Origin of the sequence: Parazoarcus communis SWub3 = DSM 12120, from assembly GCF_003226565.1 — a bacterium.
Classification (GTDB): domain Bacteria; phylum Pseudomonadota; class Gammaproteobacteria; order Burkholderiales; family Rhodocyclaceae; genus Parazoarcus; species Parazoarcus communis.
Genome location: NZ_QKOE01000004.1, coordinates 106,955 through 129,308, shown reverse-complemented (window position 1 = coordinate 129,308; position 22,354 = coordinate 106,955). Strand labels below are relative to the sequence as shown.

Here is a 22,354-nt window from a genome sequence, read left to right as displayed (position 1 = left end):
TTACAGGTCAGGTTTAAAGACCGAGTCGCGAGCGGGTTTCCGCGGTGGGCTCGCCATCCGGCGTCCAGCCACGCACCTGATAGTACTCCGGCAACATCTTGGCCAGACCATTGACCAAGCCCTTGGCCGGACCGGTCTTGGCCGGCTCGGTGGTCAGGCGCGGCGGCAGGTTGTCGTCCTTGGCGGTGAAACCGGCCGCATTGTTGAACATGCGCTCCATGTTCCAGACACGCTCGCCGACTTCGTTGAGCTTGTCCATGCTCCAGTCGCCCTCGCAGGCCGCATCCAGTTGCGGTTGCACGTCAGCCAGGGTCCAGGCAAAGCTGGTGAACACGCAGATACCGGCCGAGTCGAACACCGCAGTGGCATCCTGGAAGGCCTTGACCAGCTCGGGCTTGCCATCGGTGGTCAGGGGATCGGTCTTGACCGGAATCCCCAGCACTTCGGACGCCACGGTGTAGGAGCGCAGGTGGCAGGCACCACGGTTGGAGGTCGCGTACGTCAGGCCCATGCCCTGGATGCCGCGCGAGTCGTAGGCGGGGAACTCCTGCCCCTTCACGCTCATCGACAGCTCGGGATGGCCAAACTTGGTGCACAGCCGCTTGGAACCCTGACCGATTTCCTTGCCAAAGCCCTCGCCCAGCGCGGTCATCTCCACCATCTTCGCCAGCGCTTCGGCCGAACCGAAGGGCGCATCGATGCCGAGCATGTCGCGGGTGATGACACCCATGTCGTAGAGTTCCATCACCGCGCCCACGGTGGCACCGAAGGAAATCGGGTCCATGCCCTGTTCGTTGCAGATCAGGTTGGCATACTGCAGGGCTTCGAGGTCGCCCACACCATTGGCTGCACCCAGCGCCCAGGCCGCCTCGTACTCCAGACCACCTGAGGCGCCCCAGTACTTCGGGCTGTTCTTGACCGTGAAGTGGCCCTTGTCGATCTCCGAGATCCGCCCACAGGCAATGGTGCAGCCAAAGCAGGCGGCGTTGGTCACCAGCTGCGGCTTGCCATCGGACTCGCGCTTCTCGTGCATGGCCTCGGCAGAGATCTTGCCCGCATCCTCGAACTGCACGTCGCGGTGGTTACGGGTGGGCAGCGCGCCCATCTCGTTGATCACGTTCATCAGCACCTGGGTGCCGTACTTCGGCAGCCCCTGCCCGGTGACGGCATTGTCGGCCAGTACTTTCTTGGCCTCGGTGGTGGCCTTCATGAAGGCGCGGAAATCCTTGATGCCCGACACGCCCTGCGTACCACGCAGTGCCACCGCCTTCAGGTTCTTCGAGCCCATCACCGCACCGACGCCGGAGCGGCCAGCTGCACGATGCAGATCGTTGACGATGCAGGCAAACAACACCTGGTTCTCGCCCGCGACGCCGATCGACGACACCCGCACCAGCGGGTCCTGCAACTCGTGCTTGATCGTTTCTTCGGTATCCCAGCAGCTCTTGCCCCACAGATGGCCGGCATCGCGCAACTCGGCCTTGTCGTTCTCAACGTAGAGATAAACCGGCTTGGGTGATTTGCCTTCGAAGATGATCATGTCCCAGCCGGCGAACTTCAGCTCGGCACCAAAGAAGCCGCCCGAGTTCGAACAGGCGATCGCGCCGGTCAGGGGCCCCTTGGTAACCACGGTGTAGCGGCCCCCGGTCGAGGCCATGGTGCCAGTCAGCGGACCGGTCGCCATGATCATCTTGTTGTCGGCCGACAGCGGGTCGACCTTGGGGTCGATCTCGGACACCAGGTATTTGGTGGCGAGGCCACGCGAGCCCAGGTAATCCTGCGCCCACTGCATGTTCAACGGCTCTTCGGTACAGGTGCCTGCGGTGAGGTTCACGCGCAGGACTTTACGGTTCCAACCCATGGTCGTCCTCCTCAGGCAGTGGTGGGGGTGTTGGCCTTGGCAGCCCAGGCGCGCATCTTGTCCAGGCCGGTCCAGTCAGCATCCACATAGGTGATGGCGCCGGTGGGGCAGGCCTCGGCACAGGCCGGGTTGCCTTCGCACAAGTCGCACTTCTGCACCTTGCCGGTATCCTGGTTGTAATTGATCGTGCCGAACGGACAGGAGATCGTGCACACCTTGCAGCCAACGCAGGTATCGTCGAACACCATTTTGGCGCCGGTGGTGAGATCCACCCGGATCGCATCGACCGGACAGGCGTTCAGACACCAGGCTTCGGTGCACTGGGTACAGGTGTAGGGCACCTTGCGCCCTTCTGTCTCGAAATTGAACACCTTGATGCGTGACTTGCTGGGATTGAAGACCCCGGTGTGCTCATAGGAACAGGCCATCTCGCATTGCAGACAGCCCGTGCACTTCGCGGGATCAATATGAAGCGATTTCCACATCGATCTTCTCCTCCGAAAGGTTGTTTTAAGGTCATGACGCCCGAGCTATGAAGCACGGTTCATACCTGATTTCGAAACAAAGCCGGCTGGCGGTGAAAACACGGTACAGCGAGGCTTTCACGTCCCGGAACCGGCGCCGGAACCTCCTCGCTCACTGCGGCAAAAATTCAGCTCATGCGCCCGATCTTGCGGTACAGGGTATTGCGGCTGATACCAAGCCGTCGCGCCGCTGCCGAGACATTGCCTCCGACCTCACGCATCACCACCGCAATGGCCTCGAGTTCAATCTCATCCAGGCTACGGGCACCACCGGCTGCCATCAACGGGGCAGGCTGCGCCGTCGGCATGACAGCCGCCATCGAGCGCGGGGGCTGCCCGGCGTCCTGCAGCAGCCCTTGCCCACTCTCGGCATCATCCATCGGGTCGGCGCCAAACAACTCCTCTGGCAGATGCACCGGCAGGATCTCGGTCTCATCATCGTCCAGCAGGGCTGCGGCAACCCGGATGACGTTCTGCAACTGGCGCACATTACCCGGCCACGGGTAACGTTCGAAGAAATCCAGCACCTGCCCGCCGATGCTGACCTGCCCCTCGCGTGGCGTGCCTGCCAGTTCGGCCTCGAGAATGTTGGCCACGATCGATCGGATGTCGGTGCGGTCACGCAAGGGCGGTACGGTAACGGTCAGGCCGTTCACGCGGTAATAGAGATCTTCGCGGAAACTGCCCGCACGCACCGCATCGCGCAACATGCGGTGGGTGGCGCACACCAGCGAGATATCAACCGGGATCTGGCGCTGCCCCCCCACCGGGGTCACGCAGCGCTCCTGCAGCACGCGCAGCAAGCGCGCCTGCATGCCCAGCGGCATGTCACCAATTTCGTCAAGGAACAGGGTGCCGCCATGGGCTTGCTGGATCTTGCCCACCGACCCCTCGCGGCGGGCGCCGGTAAAGGCCCCACCCACATAACCAAAGAGCTCGGACTCGATCAGGTTCTCGGGAATGGCCGCACAGTTGAGCGCAACAAAGGGCCCATCGCTGCGCGGACCGGAGAAATGGAAGGCGCGCGCAAACAGCTCCTTGCCAACCCCGGACTCCCCCTGAATCAACAAGGGAATGTCCTTGCCGGTGATCCGCGCCGCACGGTCGAGCGCCAGTTGCAGGCGTGGGTCGCCGGTTGCCAGACATTCAAGGGTGATCTCGCCGGTGCGGCGGTTACACGGTTTGGGCGCGGCCTCCTGCACGCGAGCCGGCGACTCCGCTGCCGGACGATTGCCGCGTGCAGCCATGCCGATCAGCGGTGGTGCGCCACGCAGGCGCGCGAATACGCGTTCGCCACAGCGCAGATCGAGGGCCTGCAAGGCATAGGGGTCACGCGTACAGCGATCGATGAAGCTGCCAAACGCCAGCCGGCTGACCGCGCTGAAATCCACCGCCTCGAGTCCAGCCGGTAGCGACTTGAGCAGACCGCGGGCGATCGAGTTGGCACCCACGACACGCCCTTCCGGCGACACCGCCAGCAAGCCTTCCTGCAAACCGCCAATACATTCGGGCCGGGCGTGAATGGCAACCACGATCTCGCGTGCGTACTGGATCTCGAACAGGCGCTTTTCCAGCAACTGCGCAGCCAGCCGTACCAGACCCAGGGTGTGGCGCTGATTGCTGCGACTGTCACCGGAGATGTCGAGCACCCCCGCCACCTCGCCGGTCGGGCTGAATACCGGTGCCGCGCTACAGGTCAGGATGCCGTTGCGATCGAGAAAGTGTTCCGCACCAATCACTTCGACCGGCGCCGCCTCGACCAGCGTCGTCCCAATGGCATTGGTACCGCGCAGTGACTCGCTCCACAGGGCACCGGGCTGCAGCGCAACGCGCTGCGCACGATTGACGAAGTCCGGGTCACCCAGGCTGTGCAGGATCATGCCCTGATCGTCGGCCAGGATGACCATGCTGCCCGAGGCGCGGATCTGCTCGAACACGTGCTCCATGACACCACTGGCGTTGGAGAGCAGCAGTTCGCTGCGCTCGCGGGCCGCAACCAGGCCACTACGTCCCTCAGGGTCTCCACGCCCGTCAGCCTGGTAGTCCACCCCCGAATCACGGCAACGCAACCACGACCGCAGCACCTCGGCCGGCAGCTCGCCCTCAGGACAAGCCCCCTCCTCGAAGAACTGCCGCCTTGCCTCGGTGACGCGCAGTTCGCGCGCTCCGCCGGCCAGAAGCTGACCCGTCATTCCTCCTCCTCCTTGTACTCCCCGCAAAAGATCATATTTTTGTAGTACGGGGATGTCTCAAAACTTAGCACCTGCCTCGAATCGCAGCAACTGCCGCGATCAAAGCCGCGCCATGGAACAGCAAGTTCCTTGCCAGCGCGGGAAGTCGAACATGGTGGCACACCGCTTGCAGTATGCCCCTTAACCGGAGGTACCGGCACACCGAAATTGAAGAGCTTCAATCTTTGCCATGAGGAGTAGAAAAGTGGAACACAAGTACAACAAGGAGACGATCACCCGCGCGCTGCGCAAGGCCAGCCTCGCAGTATTGCTGGCCGGTGCCGCATCAATGGCCGGCGCCCACGGTGATGTAACCCCCCAGGCAGTGGACGTATCGACGCTGAAGCCACTCGGCGAAGCCTGGCTGGAACGCAATCCCTACAGCAAGGACAAGGAGGCGATCCGCATCGGCGACTCCGCATACAACCAGAACTGCGCGCGCTGCCACGGCCTGGGCGGCGTATCCGGCGGCATTGCACCCGACCTGCGCTACCTGCCCAACGATGCCGATGGTGACGAAATCTTCATGCAGCGCATCCGCAACGGCGCCAGCCGGGACGGCCGTGTGTACATGCCGCCGTTCGAGGGTATCCTGCCGCAGGAGGCAATGTGGGCCATCCGCGCCTGGCTGGAGACTGTTCATGAAGAATGACAGAAGACACTTCCTGCTGGCCGGCAGTGCGCTGCTGGCCAGCGCCGCGCTGCCCGGCGTTGCCGGTGCCGCCGGACTCGAACTGCAGCAAGCCGGCGCGCTGCGCATCGCGGTGTATGCGGACTTTGCGCCCTGGTCGGTAAAGGGCAAGGGTATCGACATCGACATCGGCAAGGCGCTGGCCGGCAAGCTGGGGCTGCGCCCGGAGTTCGTCGAGTTCCCCGCCGACGAGGACATGAACGACGACCTGCGCAACATGGTTTGGCGCGGTCACTACCTGGGCACCCGCCCAGGCGATGTGATGCTGCATGTCCCGGTAGATAAGCACCTGGCCGCCGCCAACGACAAGGTCAGCATCTTTGCGCCCTACCATCTCGAAAGCATGGCAGTCGCACGCAATCCGCAGCGCGTACCGCCCGTTGCAGGCTCGGCGGCAAACGCATTCGAAGTCTTCACCCGCGAACGCATTGGCGCCGAAGTCGACACCCACGGCAGCGACTTCATGCTCCATGTGCTCAATGGCCGCCTGCGTGACAACGTCACCCACTACCGCAGCATCGCACTGGCCGTTGCCGGACTGAAAGCCGACGAAGTTGCCGCCGTGATCGGCACTCGTACCGAGCTGGAAGCCGCGCTCTCCGGCAGCAGCGGTTTTGTCATCGACACCCTGCAGATGCCCGAAATGCGCATTACCGGCTGGCCCTTGGGCATGGCGGTGAAGGCCGAGAGCCAGGCACTGGAAAAGGCCTTGGGCGACGCCCTGGCCGACCTGCAGCGCAGCGGCGAACTCGCCAGCATCTTCAGCCGCCACGGCGCGAACCATCGCGTACCGGGCGACAACTGAGGCATCCCGAGAGCCCGCTCATCGGGCCAAACCGCCTTACGCCCGTCCCCGCACCCCAACGCCTTCAACCGCCGTCCCGATGGCGGTTGAAGGCATTTTTCACGGGCATTCACAAGGAGACGACTTCATGAGACCCCCTCGCTACGACGCGGGCTCGATTGCATTGCACTGGCTGCATGCGGCCCTGATCCTGACACTGCTTGGCCTCGGCCTGACCATGACCGATTTACCCAAGGGCGCAGAACGCAGCGCGGCGATCAGCCTGCACAAATCCCTTGGCGTCCTGGCGCTACTGTTGTTCGGCCTGAGGCTGGCCTGGCGACTGACCCATCGCCCCCCCACAGACCCCCGCCTGACACCCCGGCAGCACGGAATGGCGCGGATGGGCCACCGACTGCTCTACCTCCTGCTGCTGCTCACCCCCTTGAGTGGCTATCTTTCGAGCAGCTTCACACCTTATCCGATGCGGGTGTTCGGACTCTCCATTCCGAAGGCGGGCTATCCGGACGAAACACTCAATGCGCTGTTCGGCACGGTTCACAGCGTACTGACATGGACTCTGATGGCGGTGCTGGTCGCCCATGTTGCTGCGGTCATCCTTCATCAGCGCCAGGGCATCCCCGTTCTGACCCGAATGCTGCCCGGTCGCGGCCCTGACTGCTGATCAAACGCTGCTCCATCATTGCTACAAAGCGAAGCACCTGTTCCATAATGGAACAGGTGCACGTGTCACCTCAGAACTTGTGAATAAATCTACTGCGCGGGTCGATTGCTGCGTTGCTCACTCGCTCACGCCTCGCCTATCCATTTGATATGTCTCGTCGTTCGCATCGCTCGCGCCTTGCACTCGACCCGCTCGCTACGATTTCTTCACAAGTTCTCAGTTCGGCGCGCCCGCCAGAATCCACTCGATCGCCGCCTTGAGATTCTCGTCGCTGATCTTGCTCGCGTCGTTGGGGGTCATCGGGATCGCGCCCCAGACACCTGATCCGCCATTACGCACCTTGCCCGCCAGCAACTCGGCCGCACCGGCCTGCCCCTTGTATTTCTCGGCAACCTCCCGGTAGGACGGCCCCACCATCTTCTTATCCACGGCATGACAGGCCACGCAGCGGGCCTTCTTGACGATCTCCAGCGAAGCCGCAGCCGGCCCGGAAAGCAGCAGCCCAGCAGCGGCAGCAAGTGCGATTACAGATTTCATGGTCTTCTCCTTGGTGTTCGACGCAGCCCCCTGCGCCCGGTTTGAATCTATGTCTTTCAGCTTAGCGAATCCTTCAGCAAGCTCCATTCCTCATCAGTGAACAAGCGCGATCGGGTCAGAAAACTCTTGCCTTCGGGCTCCTCCAGTGAGAACGATCCGGCACCACAGGCATCGACCGCATCGATGATCAGCTGAGTGTGCTTCCAGTACGTGTACTGCGAGGGACTGATGTAGAAAGGACAGCCGCCAATTTCGCCCAGCAGCACGTCGCCACCGACGTTGATCTCGCCCGGAAGATAACAATTGGCCGAGCTGCCATCGCAGCATCCACCCGACTGATGAAACATCAACTCACCATGCTTGGCGCGCAGCAACTCGATCAGCGCCAGCGCTGCCTCAGTGGCAATCACGCGATCCACCATGCCCGGCTCCAAAAAAAAAACGGGCGGCCTAAGCCGCCCGGAACTCACTTTCATGAGGAGGGAGAAACACTTGCATCCCTGACTGAGGCGCACAGGCAGGGAATCTTCAATATCAGAAGAAGCCGAGCTTCTGTTCGGCGTAGCTGACCAGCAGGTTCTTGGTCTGCTGATAGTGGTCGAGCATGACCTTGTGCGTTTCGCGACCGATGCCGGACTCCTTGTAGCCGCCGAAAGCGGCATGGGCAGGGTAGGCGTGATAGCAGTTGGTCCATACACGACCCGCCTGGATGGCGCGCCCCATGCGATAAGCGACGTTGCCATTGCGGCTCCACACCCCGGCACCCAGGCCGTAGATGGTGTCGTTGGCAATCGCCAGCGCTTCAGCTTCGTCCTTGAAGGTGGTCACCGCGAGCACTGGTCCGAAGATTTCCTCCTGGAAGATGCGCATCTTGTTGTGGCCCTTGAACAGCGTCGGCTGAATGTAGTAGCCACCCTCGATCGCACCGCCAAGGCGGGCACGCTCGCCACCGATCAATACCTGAGCCCCCTCTTCCTTGCCCAGCTTCAGGTAGGACTCGATCTTTTCCATCTGGATCTGCGAGGCCTGCGCACCCATCATGGTTTCGGTATCGAGCGGGCTACCCTGCTTGATTGCCGCAACACGCTTGACCACGCGATCGATGAAGGCTTCGTAGATCGACTCCTGGATCAGCGCGCGACTCGGGCAGGTGCACACCTCGCCCTGGTTGAAGGCGAACAGCACCATGCCCTCAATGGCCTTGTCGAGGAAGCCATCATCCTTGTCCATGATGTCGGCAAAGAAGATGTTGGGCGACTTGCCACCCAGTTCCAACGTTGCCGGAATCAGGTTGTTGGCTGCTGCCTGGGCAATGACGCGTCCGGTCGAGGTCGAGCCGGTGAAGGCGATCTTGGCGATGCGCTTGCTGGTCGCCAGCGGCATGCCGGCCTCACGCCCCAGGCCATTGACGATGTTCAGCACGCCTGGCGGCAGCAGGTCGGCAATCAGATCAACCAGAATCAGGATCGAGATCGGCGTCGACTCGGCCGGCTTGAGCACCACGCAATTGCCAGCACCCAGTGCCGGGGCCAGCTTCCATGCCGCCATCAGGATGGGGAAGTTCCATGGAATGATCTGACCGACCACACCCAGCGGCTCGTGGATGTGATAGGCCATGGTGTTCTCATCAATCTCCGAGATTCCACCTTCCTGCGAGCGCAGGCAACCGGCAAAGTAACGGAAATGATCGACAGCCAGCGGAATGTCGGCGTTCAGCGTCTCGCGGATCGGCTTGCCGTTATCGACGGTCTCGGCGTAGGCCAACAACTCGAGGTTCTGCTCAAGACGATCGGCGATCTTCAGCAGAATATTGGAGCGTGTGGTCGCGTCAGTCTTGCCCCATTTCGGGAATGCGGCATGCGCGGCATCCAGCGCCAGTTCAATGTCTTCCGCAGTCGAGCGTGCCGCCTGGGTGTAAACCTGGCCACTGACCGGGGTAATCACATCGAAGTATTCGCCCTTGATCGGTGCAACCCATTGTCCACCAATGAAGTTGTCGTACTTGGCCTTGAACTGCACCTTGGCATCAGGCTGGCCGGGCATTGCGTAAATCATGTTGCTGTCTCCTGAATCCGGGGTTGGAAACGCCGAGTTGCGTTGCAGGACTTATCGCAGGTCACATGCCAGCTTGTGCCCATGCTGCTCAACAAGCCGATTAAATCTTTTAAATCAATAAACTGGATTCTATAACCCTGTTTTCAAAGCTGTTTTCAGGGTGTTCCGCAACTGTTGCGCAGACTGCTCAATTGCCGCACACCTGTCCCAATGCGATGCACTTCGACTATGCAGAAAAATGCATATCGACGCAGGGGCCACCTCCCCGGATCATCGGAATACCGCGACTTCCAGCAATGAAACCCAGGTTGACGTGCGCGGAAGGCACACTTCCTGCATGAGACACGCACATGAACGATGCAAGTCACTCCGCCAACATGCCGGCCGCACCCGAGCCGGTGGATCTGCACGCCTCCTGGGCGCGCAGTCAGCGGCATGGCTTGCGCCAGGAAGACGCCCCGTTCGATGCACTGATCTGTCGCGCGGATCTGCGTGACCGCCTCGAGGCCAATGCCCGTCTGCTGACCTTTTCGCGGCCGGTCATCGAGAACCTGTTCCAGCAGATCGACTGCCCCAGCTCCACCGTACTGCTGACCGACGAACACGGCCTGATCCTGAGCGCCATCGGCGACACCCGGTTTCTGGATCGAGCCTCACGCGTCTCCCTCGGCCCTGGCGCCACATGGACCGAAGCGACAATGGGCACCAATGCCATTGGCACCGCACTCGTCACCCACCAGACGGTCGCGGTGGAGGGCGCCCAGCATTATCTTGAGCGCAACCGCTTCCTCACCTGTGTTGCCACGCCGATCTTTGCGCCCGACGGTGGAGTTGCTGGCATCCTCGACATCTCGACCGACGCCCGCGCCAACCTGTCGCATGCGGATGCGTTGCTGCGCACGACGGCCGAGTGCATCGAACATCGCCTGATCGAAAGCCTCGATGAAGGCTTTCTCGCGATTCACTTCCACGTTCGTCCGGATCTGCTGGGAAGCCCGCTGGAGGCACTGGCCGTATTTGATGAATCCGGCAGACTGCTTGCCAGCAACCGCGCCGCACGCGCCTTGCTCCATCTGCAGGGCGAATATCCACAGACATCCTGCGACGAGAGCTTCACCACCCGCTGGCAAGGGCTCGTCGACTGGGCTGCTTTCGGCCGAAGAACGCCTTTCCCATTGCGCACCCGCCATGGCCAGACCTGCATCGCGTTGGTGGATCTGCGCGCCCGCAGCAATACGACCTCCAGACCAGGCGCCGCAAATCCCGCCCACCTGCAGGCCGCAGTCAGCAGCGGCTGGGATGCCATGCCGGGCCTGGACACGCGCATTACCCACGCCATCGAGGCCATCTCCAGCTGGCATGCCGAGCGCGCCGCGGGTCCGCTGCTGCTCGCCGGTGAAACCGGCACCGGCAAACGCCACCTGCTGCATCTGTCCCGCCAGCGCTTCGGTATCGACAGCACGCTGATCAGCCTCGACTGCCGCGCATTGGCCAGCAGCCCGCTGCTTGACAGCGAGATCGACCATGCCTTGCGTCAGGCGCAAGGCGGCACGCTTTACCTGACCGACATCGACGCCATGCCCATTGCGGCGCAGTCACGGCTGTTCGCCGCTGCTGGCGCGACCACCCGCATTGTTGCGGCCACCCGCTGCCCCCTCGACGTCACCACATCCAACTGGATGGATCGCACAACCTTCGAACATCATCAGGGTCGCACGATTGAACTCCCCCCCTTGCGCGAGCGCAGCGACTTTGACGCACTGGTTCGCTACTTCGTGCGCAGCGCCTGCACCGAGCGGACCATCCACGTCTGCCCGGATGCGCTCGCGCTGTTACGGCGCAACCGCTGGCCGGGCAATCTGAGCGAGCTCAACAACCGGCTCCGGCTGATACTGGCGCTGATGGGCGATGACGCTGGCCAACTCGGCCCGGAAGACATCCCCGAGGAACTCCTCGAAGCTGCAGGCGCCTGACACACAGGCAGGCATCCGGTACATCATGGCCAGTATTGGCATGATGCCTGCTTGCTCATGTTGCCGGCCGACCATCCATGTGCCCGATTCCGCATTACCGGGCGGTCAAGCAGGCTACGATAAACAAGGCAAATCCATTGCCTGGACGGAGGAGACCCATGAGGCTGATCATCACAGCCCGCGCCCTGCTATTGGCGCTCGCCTGCAGCCTGCTGCTGCCGGCTCAGGCAGCCGAACCGGTGACCGTGCGCGTCGGCGTACTGCAGTTCGGCACCGTCAGCTGGGAACTCGAAGTCATGCGCAGCGGCGGCTTTGCCGAGCGCGAGGGCATCCGCCTGGAGATCGTGCCGCTGGCACTGAAGGATGCGACCAACGTCGCGATTCAGGGGCAAGCGGTCGATGTGATCGTCAACGACTGGATCTGGGTCGCAAGGCAGCGCGCAGAAGGCCGCGATTTCACCTTTGTGCCCTATTCGCTCGCGGTCGGCGGCCTGATGGTGAAGCCAGACAGCGGCATCGCCAGCCTGGCTGACCTGCGCGGCAAACGCGTGGGGGTGGCCGGAGGGCCACTCGACAAAAGCTGGCTGCTGCTGCGCGCCTACGCTCGCCGCACGCTCGGTGAAGATGCCGCCAGCCTGGTACAGGCCGACTTCGTCGCCCCACCGCTGCTCAACGAGTTGACACTGCGCGGAGAGCTACCGGCCGCGCTCAATTTCTGGCACTACGGCGCGCGTCTGCAAGGCGCCGGCCTGGTCGAGATGCTGAGCATGGCGCAGATCCTCGAAGGCCTGGGCATCGAGCGCGAGCTACCGCTGGTCGGCTGGGTGTTCCGAGAGCGCTGGGCGCGCGACAACCCTAAGGCAATCACGGGTTTCCTGCGTGCCTCGCTGGCCGCCAAAGCCCATATGCGCGACGACGACGCGGTGTGGCACCGCCTGCGTCCGATGATGCGGGTGGAGGACGATGCCACCTTCCTCGCCCTGCGCGACGGATTTCGCGCCGGCATTCCCAGCCGCCCCCCAGCCGAGGGCGAGCAGGCTGCACGACAGGCCTTCGCCATCCTGGCAGCGACGGGCGGCACCACCCTCGTCGGCAAGACCCACACCCTGGCCGAAGGCACCTTCTGGTCAGGCGCCCCGGGACAATGAACATCCGCAGCCGCACAGGCGGCGCCCCCTTGCCCGACTTGATCGCCGCGCGTCAGCAGGCACCTGCCGTCCGCACCCGACAAGGCGGTGACGCTGGCCTGCGCCTCATTTCACTGCTGGTGTTCGCACTGCTGTGGCAGGCCGCTGCAATGCTGCTGCAGACCAGCACGCTGCCCACACCACTTGCCGTGCTCGGGCGCATCGTCGAGGAAAGCCAGTCCTTGGCGCTGCCACAGCATCTTGCGATCACGCTGTGGCGGGTGGCGCTGGCCTTCACGGCGGCGATGCTGATCGGCACCGCAATCGGCATCGCAATGGGGCGCTGGCGCCGGCTGGACCTGTTCCTCGATGGCTGGCTGGTGCTGGGGCTCAACATCCCGGCGCTGGTGACCATCATCCTGTGCTACGTGTGGTTCGGCCTCAACGATACCGCAGCCATCGTCGCCGTGGCCATCAACAAGATACCGACAGTCATCGTCACCGTGCGCGAGGGCGCGCGCGCAATCGACCCCAGGCTGATGCAGGTTGCCCAGGCCTACCGCTTGCCGCCACTGACGCGCTTCTCCCGGGTCTATCTGCCACAACTTACGCCCTACCTGATGGCGGCCGCGCGGTCCGGGCTGTCGCTGATCTGGAAGATCGTGCTCGTGGTGGAATTGCTCGGCCGCAGCAATGGCGTGGGCTTCCAGCTCAACGTATTCTTCCAGTTCTTCGACATCACCGGCATCCTCGCCTACACCCTGGTATTCGCCGCCGTGGTGCTGTTGATCGAAGCCCTGGCCATGCGCCCGCTCGAACGCCGGCTCAGCGCCTGGAGAAACTGACCCATGCTCGACATCGATATCCGTCACAAGCACTACCCCGATCGCGGCGGCCACATCCACACCGCCTTGTCCGCCCTGCGCCTGTCGGTACGCACCGGAGAGTTCGTCTGTGTCGTCGGCCCTTCGGGCTGCGGTAAAAGCACCCTGCTCAATCTGGTGGGTGGCCTGGACACCGATTTCGCCGGCCACATCCGGGTCGATGGCCGCGCCCCCGGCGAACGCACCGGTTTCATGTTCCAGGAGCCGCGCTTGATGCCGTGGCTGAGTGTCATCGACAACGTCTGCCTGGTGGCGGGTAAGGACGCAAGCGCCCGCAAGCGTGCGCAAGCCCTGCTTGAAGCCATGGAGCTGGGGGATGTGCTCGACGTCTATCCCGGCCGGCTGTCCGGCGGCATGCAGCGCCGCGTCGCCCTGGCGCGCGCTTTTGTCATCGAGCCTGCCCTGTTGCTGATGGATGAGCCTTTCGTCTCACTCGACCGCCCCACCGCCAACCGCCTGCGCACCATGCTGATCGACCTGTGGCAGCGCTGCGGCACCACCGTGCTGTTCGTCACCCACGACGTGCACGAGGCGCTGGCGCTGGCCGACCGGGTCGTGTTCCTGTCGGCGGCCCCCGCCACGATGCTGCTCGAACACCGCATCGATCTTCCCCGCCCGCGCCACCCCGAGGACGAAGCCATCAGCCATCTGCACGCCCGGCTGATGCAGGACCACCCCACCCTACTGACCGGCCTTGTCCCCCCCACGGGTCAGCCTGCCGACGAGGATGCCTTACATGCCTGATCTGCCCGCAAGCACTGCGCCAATGCTGCAGCTACACCAGGTGCGCAAGTCCTACGGTGCCAACGAAGCGCTCAAGGGCGTCAGCTTCGACGTTGCGCCTGGCGAGTTCCTTGCCCTGCTCGGCCCGAACGGCGCCGGCAAGAGCACGCTGTTCCAGTTGCTCACCGGGTTATTCAATGCCGACGGTGGCGAGGTCCGGGTCGACGGCCACAACATGCAACATACCCCGGTACAGGCCCTGGGCCGTATCGGGGTGGTGTTCCAGCAAATGACCCTTGATCTGGACCTGAGCGTGGAAGCCAACCTGCGCTTTCATGCCCGGCTGCATGGCATTGCCGACCGTGAGTCGACAAGCCGCATCGAGGACGTCCTGCAGCGGATTGGCCTCATCGCACAACAGCATGCCAAGGTGCGCACCCTGTCGGGCGGCAACCGGCGCAAGGTCGAGCTCGCACGTGCCCTGCTGCACCGCCCGGCGGTGCTGCTGATGGACGAAGCCACTGTCGGACTCGATCCGGCATCCCGCCGCCAGTTGCTGGATGAAGTGCTTGCGCTGCGCGATCAGGGCGTTGCCATATTGTGGGCCTCGCACCTGGTGGATGAAGCCGAAGCCGCCGACCGCGTTGTCGTGCTGCACCGGGGCAAGGTTCTGACCTCCGGCTCACCGGCTGAGGTTGTCGCTCATACGGGCGCGTCATCGCTGGCCAGCGCCTTCCTCCAGCTCACCAGTGGCACGCCCGCCCCGGCAAACGCCTGAAACTACATCAGAAGAATCGTTCATCCAGGAGACCCCCATGCGCATCCGCCCCCTTGTTTCTGCCGTCGCCGCCAGCCTGATGCTGGCGCTCAGCCTGCCCGCTGCCCACGCCAAAGGCACCGGTTACGTGTTTGTCAGCAGCGAGAACGACAATGCCGTGACCGTGCTCGATGGCAAGACCCACCAGGTGGTGCGGACGATCCAGACCGGTGAGCGCCCGCGCGACATGAAACGCAGTGCCGACGGCAAGACCCTGTACGTCATCGCCAGCAATGACGAGCGGGTGGACGTGATCGACATTGCCAGGCTGGAAGTCGTGCGCTCGATTCCGGTTGGGGAAGATCCCGAGATGTTCGACTTCAGCCCGGACGGCAAGCGCTTCTATGTTTCCAACGAGGAAGACGCCAAGGTTTCGGTGATCGATGTCGCCGCCGGCAAGACCGTTGCCGAGATAGAGGTGGGCGAGGAGCCGGAAGGCATCATGGTCAGCCCCGACGGCAAGCGCCTGTACGTCACCTCGGAAGTCGCCAACATGGTCCATGTGATCGACACCGCCAGCAACGCGATCCTGGCCAACATCGTTGTCGGCAACCGTCCGCGCCGCTTTGCCGCCACACCCGATGGCAGCGAGATCTGGGTCACCAACGAACTGGGTGGCTCGGTCACCGTCATCGACGGACGCAACAACCAGATCAAGGGAACGGTGGCCTTCGCCCCCAAAGGCTTTCGTGCCGACGACGTCACCCCGGTGGGCATCGTGATGACCCGTGACGGCAAGACCGCCTACGTGACCCTTGGGCGTGCCAACCACTTCGCCGTTGTCGACGTCGCCAGCCGTGCGGTCAAGCAATACGTGCTGGTCGGGCAGCGTGCCTGGGGTGCGACGCTGAACCGCGACGACAGCCTGCTGTACGTGGTCAATGGTCTATCGGACGATGTGTCGGTGGTGGACACCAAGACCCTGAAGGTGCTGCGTTCGGTGCCGGTCGGGCGGGTACCGCATACTGCCGTGATCGACGACTGAGAACTTGCGAAGAATTCGTAGCGAGCGGGTCGAGTGCAAGGCGCGATCGATGCGAATGACGAGAAATATCAAATGGATAGGCGAGGAGTGAGCGAGTGAGCAACGCAGCAATCGACCCGCGCAGTAGATTTATTCACAAGTTCTGAGCCCTCGCGGCCACGCCCACGGCGTGACCAGCCTTACCGCCCGCCGGAATCCCGCCATGCACCTGAACCTGATCCGCTTCGCCTTCGCCCTGCTTGCCGGTCTGCTGCCACTCACGCCGGCGCTGGCCGACACCGTCCGTTTTGCCTGGCTCGCGCTTGACAAGGATGTACGCTATGACGACAAGCGCACATTCTTCCGCACCTTGTCACAGCCCCCTGGCAACCCCTATGCCGGCGCCGAAGTGGCGATGCGCGAGTCACGTTTCGTCGGCCAGGCGCTGAAGATCGACTTCAAGCTCGACCGCGCCACCGGTGCCGATACCAGCGCGCTGCTCGCCCAACTCGACCGGCTCCATGCCGAAGGGGTGCGCTATTTCCTGGTCGACGCCCCCGCCGCCGTCCAGGCCGAACTTGGCCGGGCCACCCGTGGCAAGGAATTACTGCTGTTCAATGTATCGGCCGCGGACGATGCGCTCCGCCAGGCACAGTGCCAGCCCCATGTCTTCCATACCCTGCCCAACCATGCAATGCAGGCCGACGCGATCGCGCAGTTCCTGGTGTCGAACAAATGGCGCTCCATCCTGCTGCTGGAGGGGCCGCTGGCCGAGGACAAACTGATCGCCACCGCCTTCGAACGTGCAGCCAAACGTTTCGGCTTGAAGATCACGGACAAGCGCAGCTTCGTGCTCAGCAATGACCCACGCCAACGCAATCAGGGCAATGTCGGCCTGCTGACTGCTGGCAGCGACTACGACGCAATCTTTGTCGCCGACAGCGATGGCGAATTTGCCCGCGGCGTCCCTTATCGCAGCGTGCGCCCGCGGCCAGTGGTCGGCAGTGAAGGTCTGGTGGCGGAAGCCTGGCACTGGGCCTGGGAACGCCATGGCGCCCCCCAGCTGACCAGCCGAATGATCAAACAGGCCGACCGCCACCCCGGCAGCGCCGACTGGGCGGCCTGGATGGCGGTGAAAGCGGTCGTGGAAGCCGTGGTCCGTACCGAAAACGCCCCCTTCCCCAAACTGGTCGCCTATCTTGCCGGTGAGGACATCACGCTGGATGGCTTCAAGGGCAATCGCCTGGGTTTTCGTCCGTGGGACCGCCAGCTGCGCCAGCCGCTGCTGATCGCCACCCACAACGCCGTGATCGAGCGCGCACCGATCGACGGTTTCCTGCACCAGCACAACAATATGGACACGCTGGGTTTCGACCAGCGCGACAGCCAGTGCAAGTTCTGACCGCCCCCCAGCCTACTGCAACGGACCTTCACCGATGAAAGCCCGCCACGCCCTGCTCGCCCTCCAGGCCGTCACCCATCGCGAGGTGGTCAAGTTTGTTCATCAGGGCGGCCGCCTTGCCTCCGCCCTGGTGCGGCCGCTGCTGTGGCTGGTGGTGTTTGCGGCCGGCTTCCAGAACGTGTTCGGGGTGTCTATCATTCCCCCTTACGACACCTACATTCCCTACCAGACTTACATCGTGCCCGGCCTGCTCGGCATGGTCCTGCTGTTCAACGGCATGCAGTCTTCGCTGGCCATGGTGTATGACCGCGAGATGGGGGTGATGCGCCTGCTGCTGACCGCTCCGCTGCCGCGCTGGTACCTGCTGCTGGCCAAGCTGCTGGCAGGAACGATGCTGTCGGTGCTGCAGGCTTATGTCTTCCTGGCCATCGCCGCACTGTTCGATGTTGGCGTTCCCTGGTCGGGCTGGCTGTATGCCCTGCCGGTGCTGGTGCTGTCCGGCATGATGCTGGGCGCGCTCGGCCTGCTGCTGTCGGTACATGTCAAACAGCTGGAGAACTTCGCCGGCACGATGAACTTCGTCATCTTCCCGATGTTCTTCCTGTCGCCGGCACTCTACCCGCTCTGGAAGCTGGAGGAGTCCGGCGCCACGGTGATCCACTTCCTCGCCACCTGGAACCCCTTCACTCACGCGGTCGAGGCGGTGCGCTTTGCGCTCTACGGCCAGCTCGCGCCCGCTTCGCTCGCCATCGTCATCGCTTGTCTACTGGTGTTCTTCAGCCTCGCCGCCCACGGCTATGACCCACAACGCGGCATGCTCAAGCGCAGTGGCCGACCTGGAAGCTGAACACACACGATTGAGGTATCGCAGGCGCAAGCAAATCGGGCCGCCTGATCTACACTGAAAACCGGTGAAGACATCGTGGCGAACGGGTCGAGAGCTGCGCGCTGGCGAATGAGCGACGTGGCAACCGACCTGCTCGTCTGGATTCATTCACCGCGCCGAGGTCAGCACATCCGTTACAGGAGCCCGTGATGTCCGTCCATGCCCGACACCTGACACTGGCAGCAGCCCTGACGATGGCGGTCAGCCTTCCACTCCACGCCCAGCAGGAGTGGCTTTCCCTGGGCTCCAAGCACTGGTCGCCAACCGTCGTGTCAAAATCCGGCATCGGCACCGCAAACGCCGTGGCCGAGGCGCGCGTGATGCGTGAAAGCGTCAAGGCCTGGTGTGAGAACTGGGCGCCTGGCGACCGCGACTGCGTCAATCGCGAGATGGCCAGCCCCGAAGCCCGCAAGATTTACCGCGCCAGTGCCGACTGCGTTGCCGGCCGCATCACCACGGTCGATGGCAACACCTATACCCTGGCCGGACGCTGGGACAACAGCGACATCGGCGGCGGCCGCAGCCGGTGGCGTGATGCTGCCGGGCGCATCGTCGGCAGGGACAATGCCAGCGGCGGACTCGGCATCTCGCAGCAATGGGAGGTGCTATGCCCAGCCGGCGCCAGCCCACGTGCAGCCCCGCCGCCACGCGCCAGCGACGCCCCCCGCAAGCCGCCCCCGCCCCCAGCTGCTCCACCCGCCAGTGCGGCAAGCTATGCCGTGGGCGAAGTCGTCTATGCCCGCTACGGCCCGGCCTGGATACGCGGCAAGGTCACCGCCATCAGCCGTGTCCCTGGCGCCAACGGTCCGGAACTGGCCTACAACGTCACCCTCGACAACGGCGAGCGCGGTCTGCTGCCGGCAAACATGATGCGCAAGGCACCGCGTTGATTGTCTCAGGCAGGTGAGTGACTCTTCAGCCAGTCCTTCAACGCCGCATCCATGCGGGTTTGCCAACCGTCACCTGTCGCGCGAAACGCTTGCAGCACGTCCGGCGAAAGCCGAATGGTAATACGCTCCTTGGTGACAGCTGCTCTCGGCCGCCCCCTCAACCGGAGTTGCAGGGACTCGGGCAGGGCATCCAGACGAACAGCTTGCCGAACCTGTTCGTCCGTCCACTCCGGATTGTCTTCATCGATCATCTCTGGGTTGGGTCTCTTGCTCATACCGATGGGCCTCACGCTTGTTAGCCTTGCGAAAACTGATGATCCGAATCCCGGTCACGGTTTCGGTGAACACCAATGCATGGACACGCCCGTCAATCAGTCCAAGCGCGGAGACCCGCTCTTCCGGATTGGCCTTGCGGTGGTCCATCCAGAACAAGGCCGTCTCGAAATCGAACGCCTCCACCAAATCAAATGACAAACCGCATTGCTCGATGTTTCGTGCATTCTTTGCAGGGTCATAGGTGATGTCCATACGATTTATTGTATGCACAATATATCAAGCGATCAAGTCGGTGCGCCCAGATAAGGATTTCGCCCCGTTGCAACCGCAGCCCAATACCCGCTTACGGCCCGTCCCACTGCTGGCGGATGCTGCCCAGGGGCGAACGCAACACTCAGTGACGTGCAAACACCGTGGTCCGTCCGTCACGGTCAAAACTCACCACTTCATAGCGCTCGGCCGGATAGGGGCCTTCCATGCCGGGCGAGCCAAGTGGCATGCCGGGAGCAGACAGGCCGGTAATGGCCGGACGCTCGGCAAGCATGCGCCGGACGTCGGCGGCAGGCACATGCCCCTCCACCACATAACCGCCCACCTGCGCGGTATGGCAGGAACCCAGCGCCTGCGGCACACCGGCATCGCGCTTGATCTGACTCATCTTCGAGGTCGCGATCTCCTTCACGGTGAAGCCGTTGGTACGCATGTGTTCCGCCCACTTGCCACAGCAGCCGCAGTTCGGGTCCTTGTACATGACGACTTCTTCCCCACTGGCCCAGGCGGGCAGTGCGGTAATCGCGGCCAGAGCGGCAACGATCAGTCTGTGACGGATGCCGGTGGCTGCGGATGAGGGAATATGCATGATCCTTGCTCCAGTTAGGTTCGCCTGGGTACAGGCAGGTTCAGGCACCGGTCAGCCGCTGCGGCAGGTCGATGCAGAAGGTGGTCAACCCATCGGCGGATTGCACGGTGATCCGGCCACCATGCGTCTCGACAATGGACCGGGTGATGGCCAGGCCCAACCCTGCGCCCTCCCCATGTCGGCTACGCTCGGCGCCGGCACGGTGAAAGCGCTCGAAGATGCGGGCCAGTTGATCGGGTGGAATGGGTTCGCCAGGATTGCTGACGCTCAAGCACACACGCCCGGCCCGGCAGTCCAGCCGGATGTCGATGCGACCGCCCGGCGCGGTGTGCCGCAACGCATTGGACAACAGGTTGGACACCGCACGACGCAACATCAGACGGTCGCCGGTGACCGTCGCCGCGCCCTGCACCGTCATCGTGACCTGCTGCGCCTCGGCCAGTGCCTCGTAAAACTCGACCAGCGCCCGCAACTCGTCCGCCAGCATCACCGCCTCTTCAGGGCGGGGCAGGCGGCCATTCTCGGCCTGGGCCAGAAAGAGCATGTCGCTCACCATGCGGGCGATACGCTGATACTCCTCCAGATTGGATGCCAATACCTCGCGGTAATCGTCGGCCGTGCGCGTCTGGGACAGGGCCACCGAAGTCTGTGTCATCAGATTGGAAATCGGCGTACGCAGCTCGTGGGCAATGTCGGCGGAGAACTCCGACAGGCGGCGGAAATCTCCCTCAAGACGCGCCAGCATGCCATTGAAGGCCTCCACCAGTTCACGAACCTCAGCCGGCGCGTCACCCTCGACAAGGCGTACGCCAAGCTGCCCGGCAGACAACTGCCTGGCGGTATCGGTGACCTGCCGCAGCGGTGCCAGCCCCTTGTGCGCCGCCAGCCAGCCCAGCAACGCCGACACCACGGCCGACAGCGCAATGCCCAGCCACAGGCGGACACGTACCTGCTCCAGGAAATGCACATGGTGCGAGATATCCAGGCTGAGCAGCACGCGCAGGGGCTCACCCGGAGCATCGGCAACGGCAGGCCGATGCAAGAGGGTCTCGCGACCGATGAAATGGCGGGAGCCCTTCTGCCACATGGCCCCGGTCGCGGGCAGTGCGTCACCGGCCGCATGCGCTGCATCGAAATGGTCGACATGCACGGCGTAAATCACGCTGCCCTCGGCATCGCGCACCAATACCCCGACGGTATCGTGACCGACGAACGCATCATCCAGCCGCTGCGGTAACGCCGCCCAGGCCTGCGGGCTGTCAGCACGCTGCAGCAGATTGCCGATGAGGTTGAGCTTGCCGCTCAGTTCATGGTCGTCCAGCTCACGGAAATGGGCATCCACTGCGCGCCCCATGACCAAGCCAACCACGATCAGCAGGCTCGCAGTCATTGCCGCAAAAAGCAGTGCCAGCCGGGCCGTCAGCGACGCAGTCGGCCACCGCGGAAGCGCCTTGATCCTCACCCCATCGCCTCCGGGGCCTCGAGCACATAGCCCATGCCCCGTACCGTACGGATCAGCTTGGGCTCGAATGGCTCATCCACCTTGGCACGCAGGCGCCGCACCGCGACTTCGATGACGTTGGTGTCGCTATCGAAGTTCATGTCCCAGACCTGGGAGGCGATCAAGGAGCGCGGCAGCACCTCGCCCTGACGGCGCAACAACAGTTCGAGCAGGGCGAACTCCTTGGCGGTCAGGTCCACCCGGACACCGGCACGCAACACCCGGCGGCGCAGCAGGTCGAGCTCGAGGTCGGCCGCGCGCAGCACCTCGGGTTCCTTGCTCTTGCCCCGGCGCAGCAGGGTCCGCACACGCGCAAGTAACTCGGCAAAGGCAAAGGGCTTGACCAGGTAGTCATCCGCACCCAGTTCCAGCCCCCGTACGCGATCTTCCACCTGGTCGCGCGCGGTCAGAAACAGCACCGGCATTTCCAGCCCCTGGCGGCGTACCGTTTGCAGGATGCCCCAGCCATCGAGCGCAGGCAGCATGACATCGAGCACCAGCAAGTCGTACTCACCACCCAGCGCGTGATGCAGCCCGTCGAGACCATCGCGTACCAGATCGACGACAAAGCCCGCTTCGGCCAGCCCCTGACGCAGGTAGTCGCCCGTCTTCGGTTCATCTTCGACGATGAGGATCTTCATGGCACGGGATCAGGAATGAGGATATCCCCACATTCTGCCACCC

General features: G+C 63.4%; 23 protein-coding genes. 12 read left to right on the top strand and 11 right to left on the bottom strand.

Annotation, left to right across the window (positions count from 1 at the left end; genetic code table 11):
• Positions 1-13 precede the first annotated feature (13 nt).
• The 3 genes from DNK49_RS07635 to DNK49_RS07625 all read right to left on the bottom strand — a co-directional run bounded on the left by DNK49_RS07635 (position 14) and on the right by DNK49_RS07625 (position 4,577).
• Complete coding sequence (locus tag DNK49_RS07635) at positions 14-1,861, bottom strand: aldehyde ferredoxin oxidoreductase family protein (protein WP_110523747.1); 1,848 nt, start codon at positions 1,859-1,861, stop codon at positions 14-16.
• A gap of 11 nt (positions 1,862-1,872) precedes the next feature.
• Positions 1,873-2,346 (bottom strand): 4Fe-4S dicluster domain-containing protein, encoded by a 474-nt coding sequence (locus DNK49_RS07630; protein WP_110523746.1) that lies wholly within the window; start codon positions 2,344-2,346, stop codon positions 1,873-1,875.
• Between the two features lie 167 nt (positions 2,347-2,513).
• Positions 2,514-4,577: a sigma-54-dependent Fis family transcriptional regulator gene (locus DNK49_RS07625; protein ID WP_110523745.1), complete on the bottom strand. Its 2,064-nt coding sequence runs from the start codon at positions 4,575-4,577 to the stop codon at positions 2,514-2,516.
• Between the two features lie 244 nt (positions 4,578-4,821).
• Between DNK49_RS07625 and pedF the strand changes: the two genes are divergently transcribed.
• The 3 genes from pedF (at position 4,822) to DNK49_RS07610 (ending at position 6,776) form a co-directional block, all read left to right on the top strand.
• Positions 4,822-5,268 (top strand): cytochrome c-550 PedF, encoded by a 447-nt coding sequence (gene pedF, locus DNK49_RS07620; protein WP_424444995.1) that lies wholly within the window; start codon positions 4,822-4,824, stop codon positions 5,266-5,268.
• Complete coding sequence (locus DNK49_RS07615) at positions 5,258-6,112, top strand: substrate-binding periplasmic protein (protein WP_110523743.1); 855 nt, start codon at positions 5,258-5,260, stop codon at positions 6,110-6,112. Before pedF ends, DNK49_RS07615 begins: the two co-directional genes overlap by 11 nt.
• A gap of 127 nt (positions 6,113-6,239) precedes the next feature.
• The gene (locus DNK49_RS07610) at positions 6,240-6,776 is read left to right on the top strand and encodes a cytochrome b (RefSeq protein WP_110523742.1); all 537 of its coding nucleotides are present in this window, start codon (positions 6,240-6,242) and stop codon (positions 6,774-6,776) included.
• Between the two features lie 216 nt (positions 6,777-6,992).
• Here DNK49_RS07610 and DNK49_RS07605 read toward each other — a convergent pair whose 3' ends face one another.
• The 3 genes from DNK49_RS07605 to exaC all read right to left on the bottom strand — a co-directional run bounded on the left by DNK49_RS07605 (position 6,993) and on the right by exaC (position 9,368).
• On the bottom strand, positions 6,993-7,313 hold the full coding sequence (locus tag DNK49_RS07605; protein WP_110523741.1) for a c-type cytochrome: 321 nt from the start codon (positions 7,311-7,313) through the stop codon (positions 6,993-6,995).
• Between the two features lie 56 nt (positions 7,314-7,369).
• Entirely contained in the window at positions 7,370-7,735 is a 366-nt protein-coding gene (locus tag DNK49_RS07600) for a DUF779 domain-containing protein (RefSeq protein ID WP_110523740.1), read from the bottom strand.
• Between the two features lie 112 nt (positions 7,736-7,847).
• The gene (exaC, locus tag DNK49_RS07595; RefSeq protein ID WP_110523739.1) at positions 7,848-9,368 is read right to left on the bottom strand and encodes an acetaldehyde dehydrogenase ExaC; all 1,521 of its coding nucleotides are present in this window, start codon (positions 9,366-9,368) and stop codon (positions 7,848-7,850) included.
• A gap of 350 nt (positions 9,369-9,718) precedes the next feature.
• On the opposite strand from exaC, the gene DNK49_RS07590 reads away from it, so the two are divergent.
• The 9 genes from DNK49_RS07590 (at position 9,719) to DNK49_RS07550 (ending at position 19,034) form a co-directional block, all read left to right on the top strand.
• Positions 9,719-11,341, top strand: a complete 1,623-nt coding sequence (locus DNK49_RS07590) for a sigma-54-dependent Fis family transcriptional regulator (protein ID WP_243632270.1) — start codon at positions 9,719-9,721, stop codon at positions 11,339-11,341.
• A gap of 158 nt (positions 11,342-11,499) precedes the next feature.
• Positions 11,500-12,489: an ABC transporter substrate-binding protein gene (locus tag DNK49_RS07585; RefSeq protein ID WP_110523738.1), complete on the top strand. Its 990-nt coding sequence runs from the start codon at positions 11,500-11,502 to the stop codon at positions 12,487-12,489.
• Positions 12,486-13,313 carry an ABC transporter permease gene (locus DNK49_RS07580; RefSeq protein ID WP_110523737.1) on the top strand — a complete coding sequence of 276 codons (828 nt, stop codon included), beginning with the start codon at positions 12,486-12,488 and terminating at the stop codon, positions 13,311-13,313. The genes DNK49_RS07585 and DNK49_RS07580 overlap by 4 nt, the downstream gene beginning before the upstream one ends.
• Before the next feature lie 3 nt (positions 13,314-13,316).
• Positions 13,317-14,096 carry an ABC transporter ATP-binding protein gene (locus DNK49_RS07575; RefSeq protein WP_110523736.1) on the top strand — a complete coding sequence of 260 codons (780 nt, stop codon included), beginning with the start codon at positions 13,317-13,319 and terminating at the stop codon, positions 14,094-14,096.
• Complete coding sequence (locus tag DNK49_RS07570; protein ID WP_110523735.1) at positions 14,089-14,853, top strand: ABC transporter ATP-binding protein; 765 nt, start codon at positions 14,089-14,091, stop codon at positions 14,851-14,853. The genes DNK49_RS07575 and DNK49_RS07570 overlap by 8 nt, the downstream gene beginning before the upstream one ends.
• Before the next feature lie 37 nt (positions 14,854-14,890).
• Entirely contained in the window at positions 14,891-15,877 is a 987-nt protein-coding gene (locus tag DNK49_RS07565) for a PQQ-dependent catabolism-associated beta-propeller protein (protein ID WP_110523734.1), read from the top strand.
• A gap of 202 nt (positions 15,878-16,079) precedes the next feature.
• Positions 16,080-17,258 (top strand): ABC transporter substrate-binding protein, encoded by a 1,179-nt coding sequence (locus tag DNK49_RS07560; protein WP_110523733.1) that lies wholly within the window; start codon positions 16,080-16,082, stop codon positions 17,256-17,258.
• 34 nt (positions 17,259-17,292) lie between these two features.
• Positions 17,293-18,105, top strand: coding sequence for an ABC transporter permease (locus DNK49_RS07555; RefSeq protein WP_110523732.1), 813 nt, complete (start codon positions 17,293-17,295; stop codon positions 18,103-18,105).
• A 188-nt stretch (positions 18,106-18,293) separates the two neighbouring features.
• On the top strand, positions 18,294-19,034 hold the full coding sequence (locus DNK49_RS07550) for a hypothetical protein (protein ID WP_110523731.1): 741 nt from the start codon (positions 18,294-18,296) through the stop codon (positions 19,032-19,034).
• Between the two features lie 5 nt (positions 19,035-19,039).
• Here DNK49_RS07550 and DNK49_RS07545 read toward each other — a convergent pair whose 3' ends face one another.
• The 5 genes from DNK49_RS07545 to DNK49_RS07525 form a co-directional block, all read right to left on the bottom strand.
• On the bottom strand, positions 19,040-19,285 hold the full coding sequence (locus tag DNK49_RS07545) for a BrnA antitoxin family protein (protein ID WP_243632269.1): 246 nt from the start codon (positions 19,283-19,285) through the stop codon (positions 19,040-19,042).
• Positions 19,275-19,562: a BrnT family toxin gene (locus DNK49_RS07540; protein ID WP_110523729.1), complete on the bottom strand. Its 288-nt coding sequence runs from the start codon at positions 19,560-19,562 to the stop codon at positions 19,275-19,277. The genes DNK49_RS07545 and DNK49_RS07540 overlap by 11 nt, the downstream gene beginning before the upstream one ends.
• 142 nt (positions 19,563-19,704) lie before the next feature.
• Positions 19,705-20,169: a DUF411 domain-containing protein gene (locus DNK49_RS07535; protein ID WP_110523728.1), complete on the bottom strand. Its 465-nt coding sequence runs from the start codon at positions 20,167-20,169 to the stop codon at positions 19,705-19,707.
• 40 nt (positions 20,170-20,209) lie between these two features.
• Complete coding sequence (locus DNK49_RS07530; protein ID WP_279386410.1) at positions 20,210-21,631, bottom strand: heavy metal sensor histidine kinase; 1,422 nt, start codon at positions 21,629-21,631, stop codon at positions 20,210-20,212.
• Positions 21,628-22,311, bottom strand: coding sequence for a heavy metal response regulator transcription factor (locus DNK49_RS07525; protein WP_110523727.1), 684 nt, complete (start codon positions 22,309-22,311; stop codon positions 21,628-21,630). Before DNK49_RS07525 ends, DNK49_RS07530 begins: the two co-directional genes overlap by 4 nt.
• Positions 22,312-22,354: the final 43 nt, after the last annotated feature.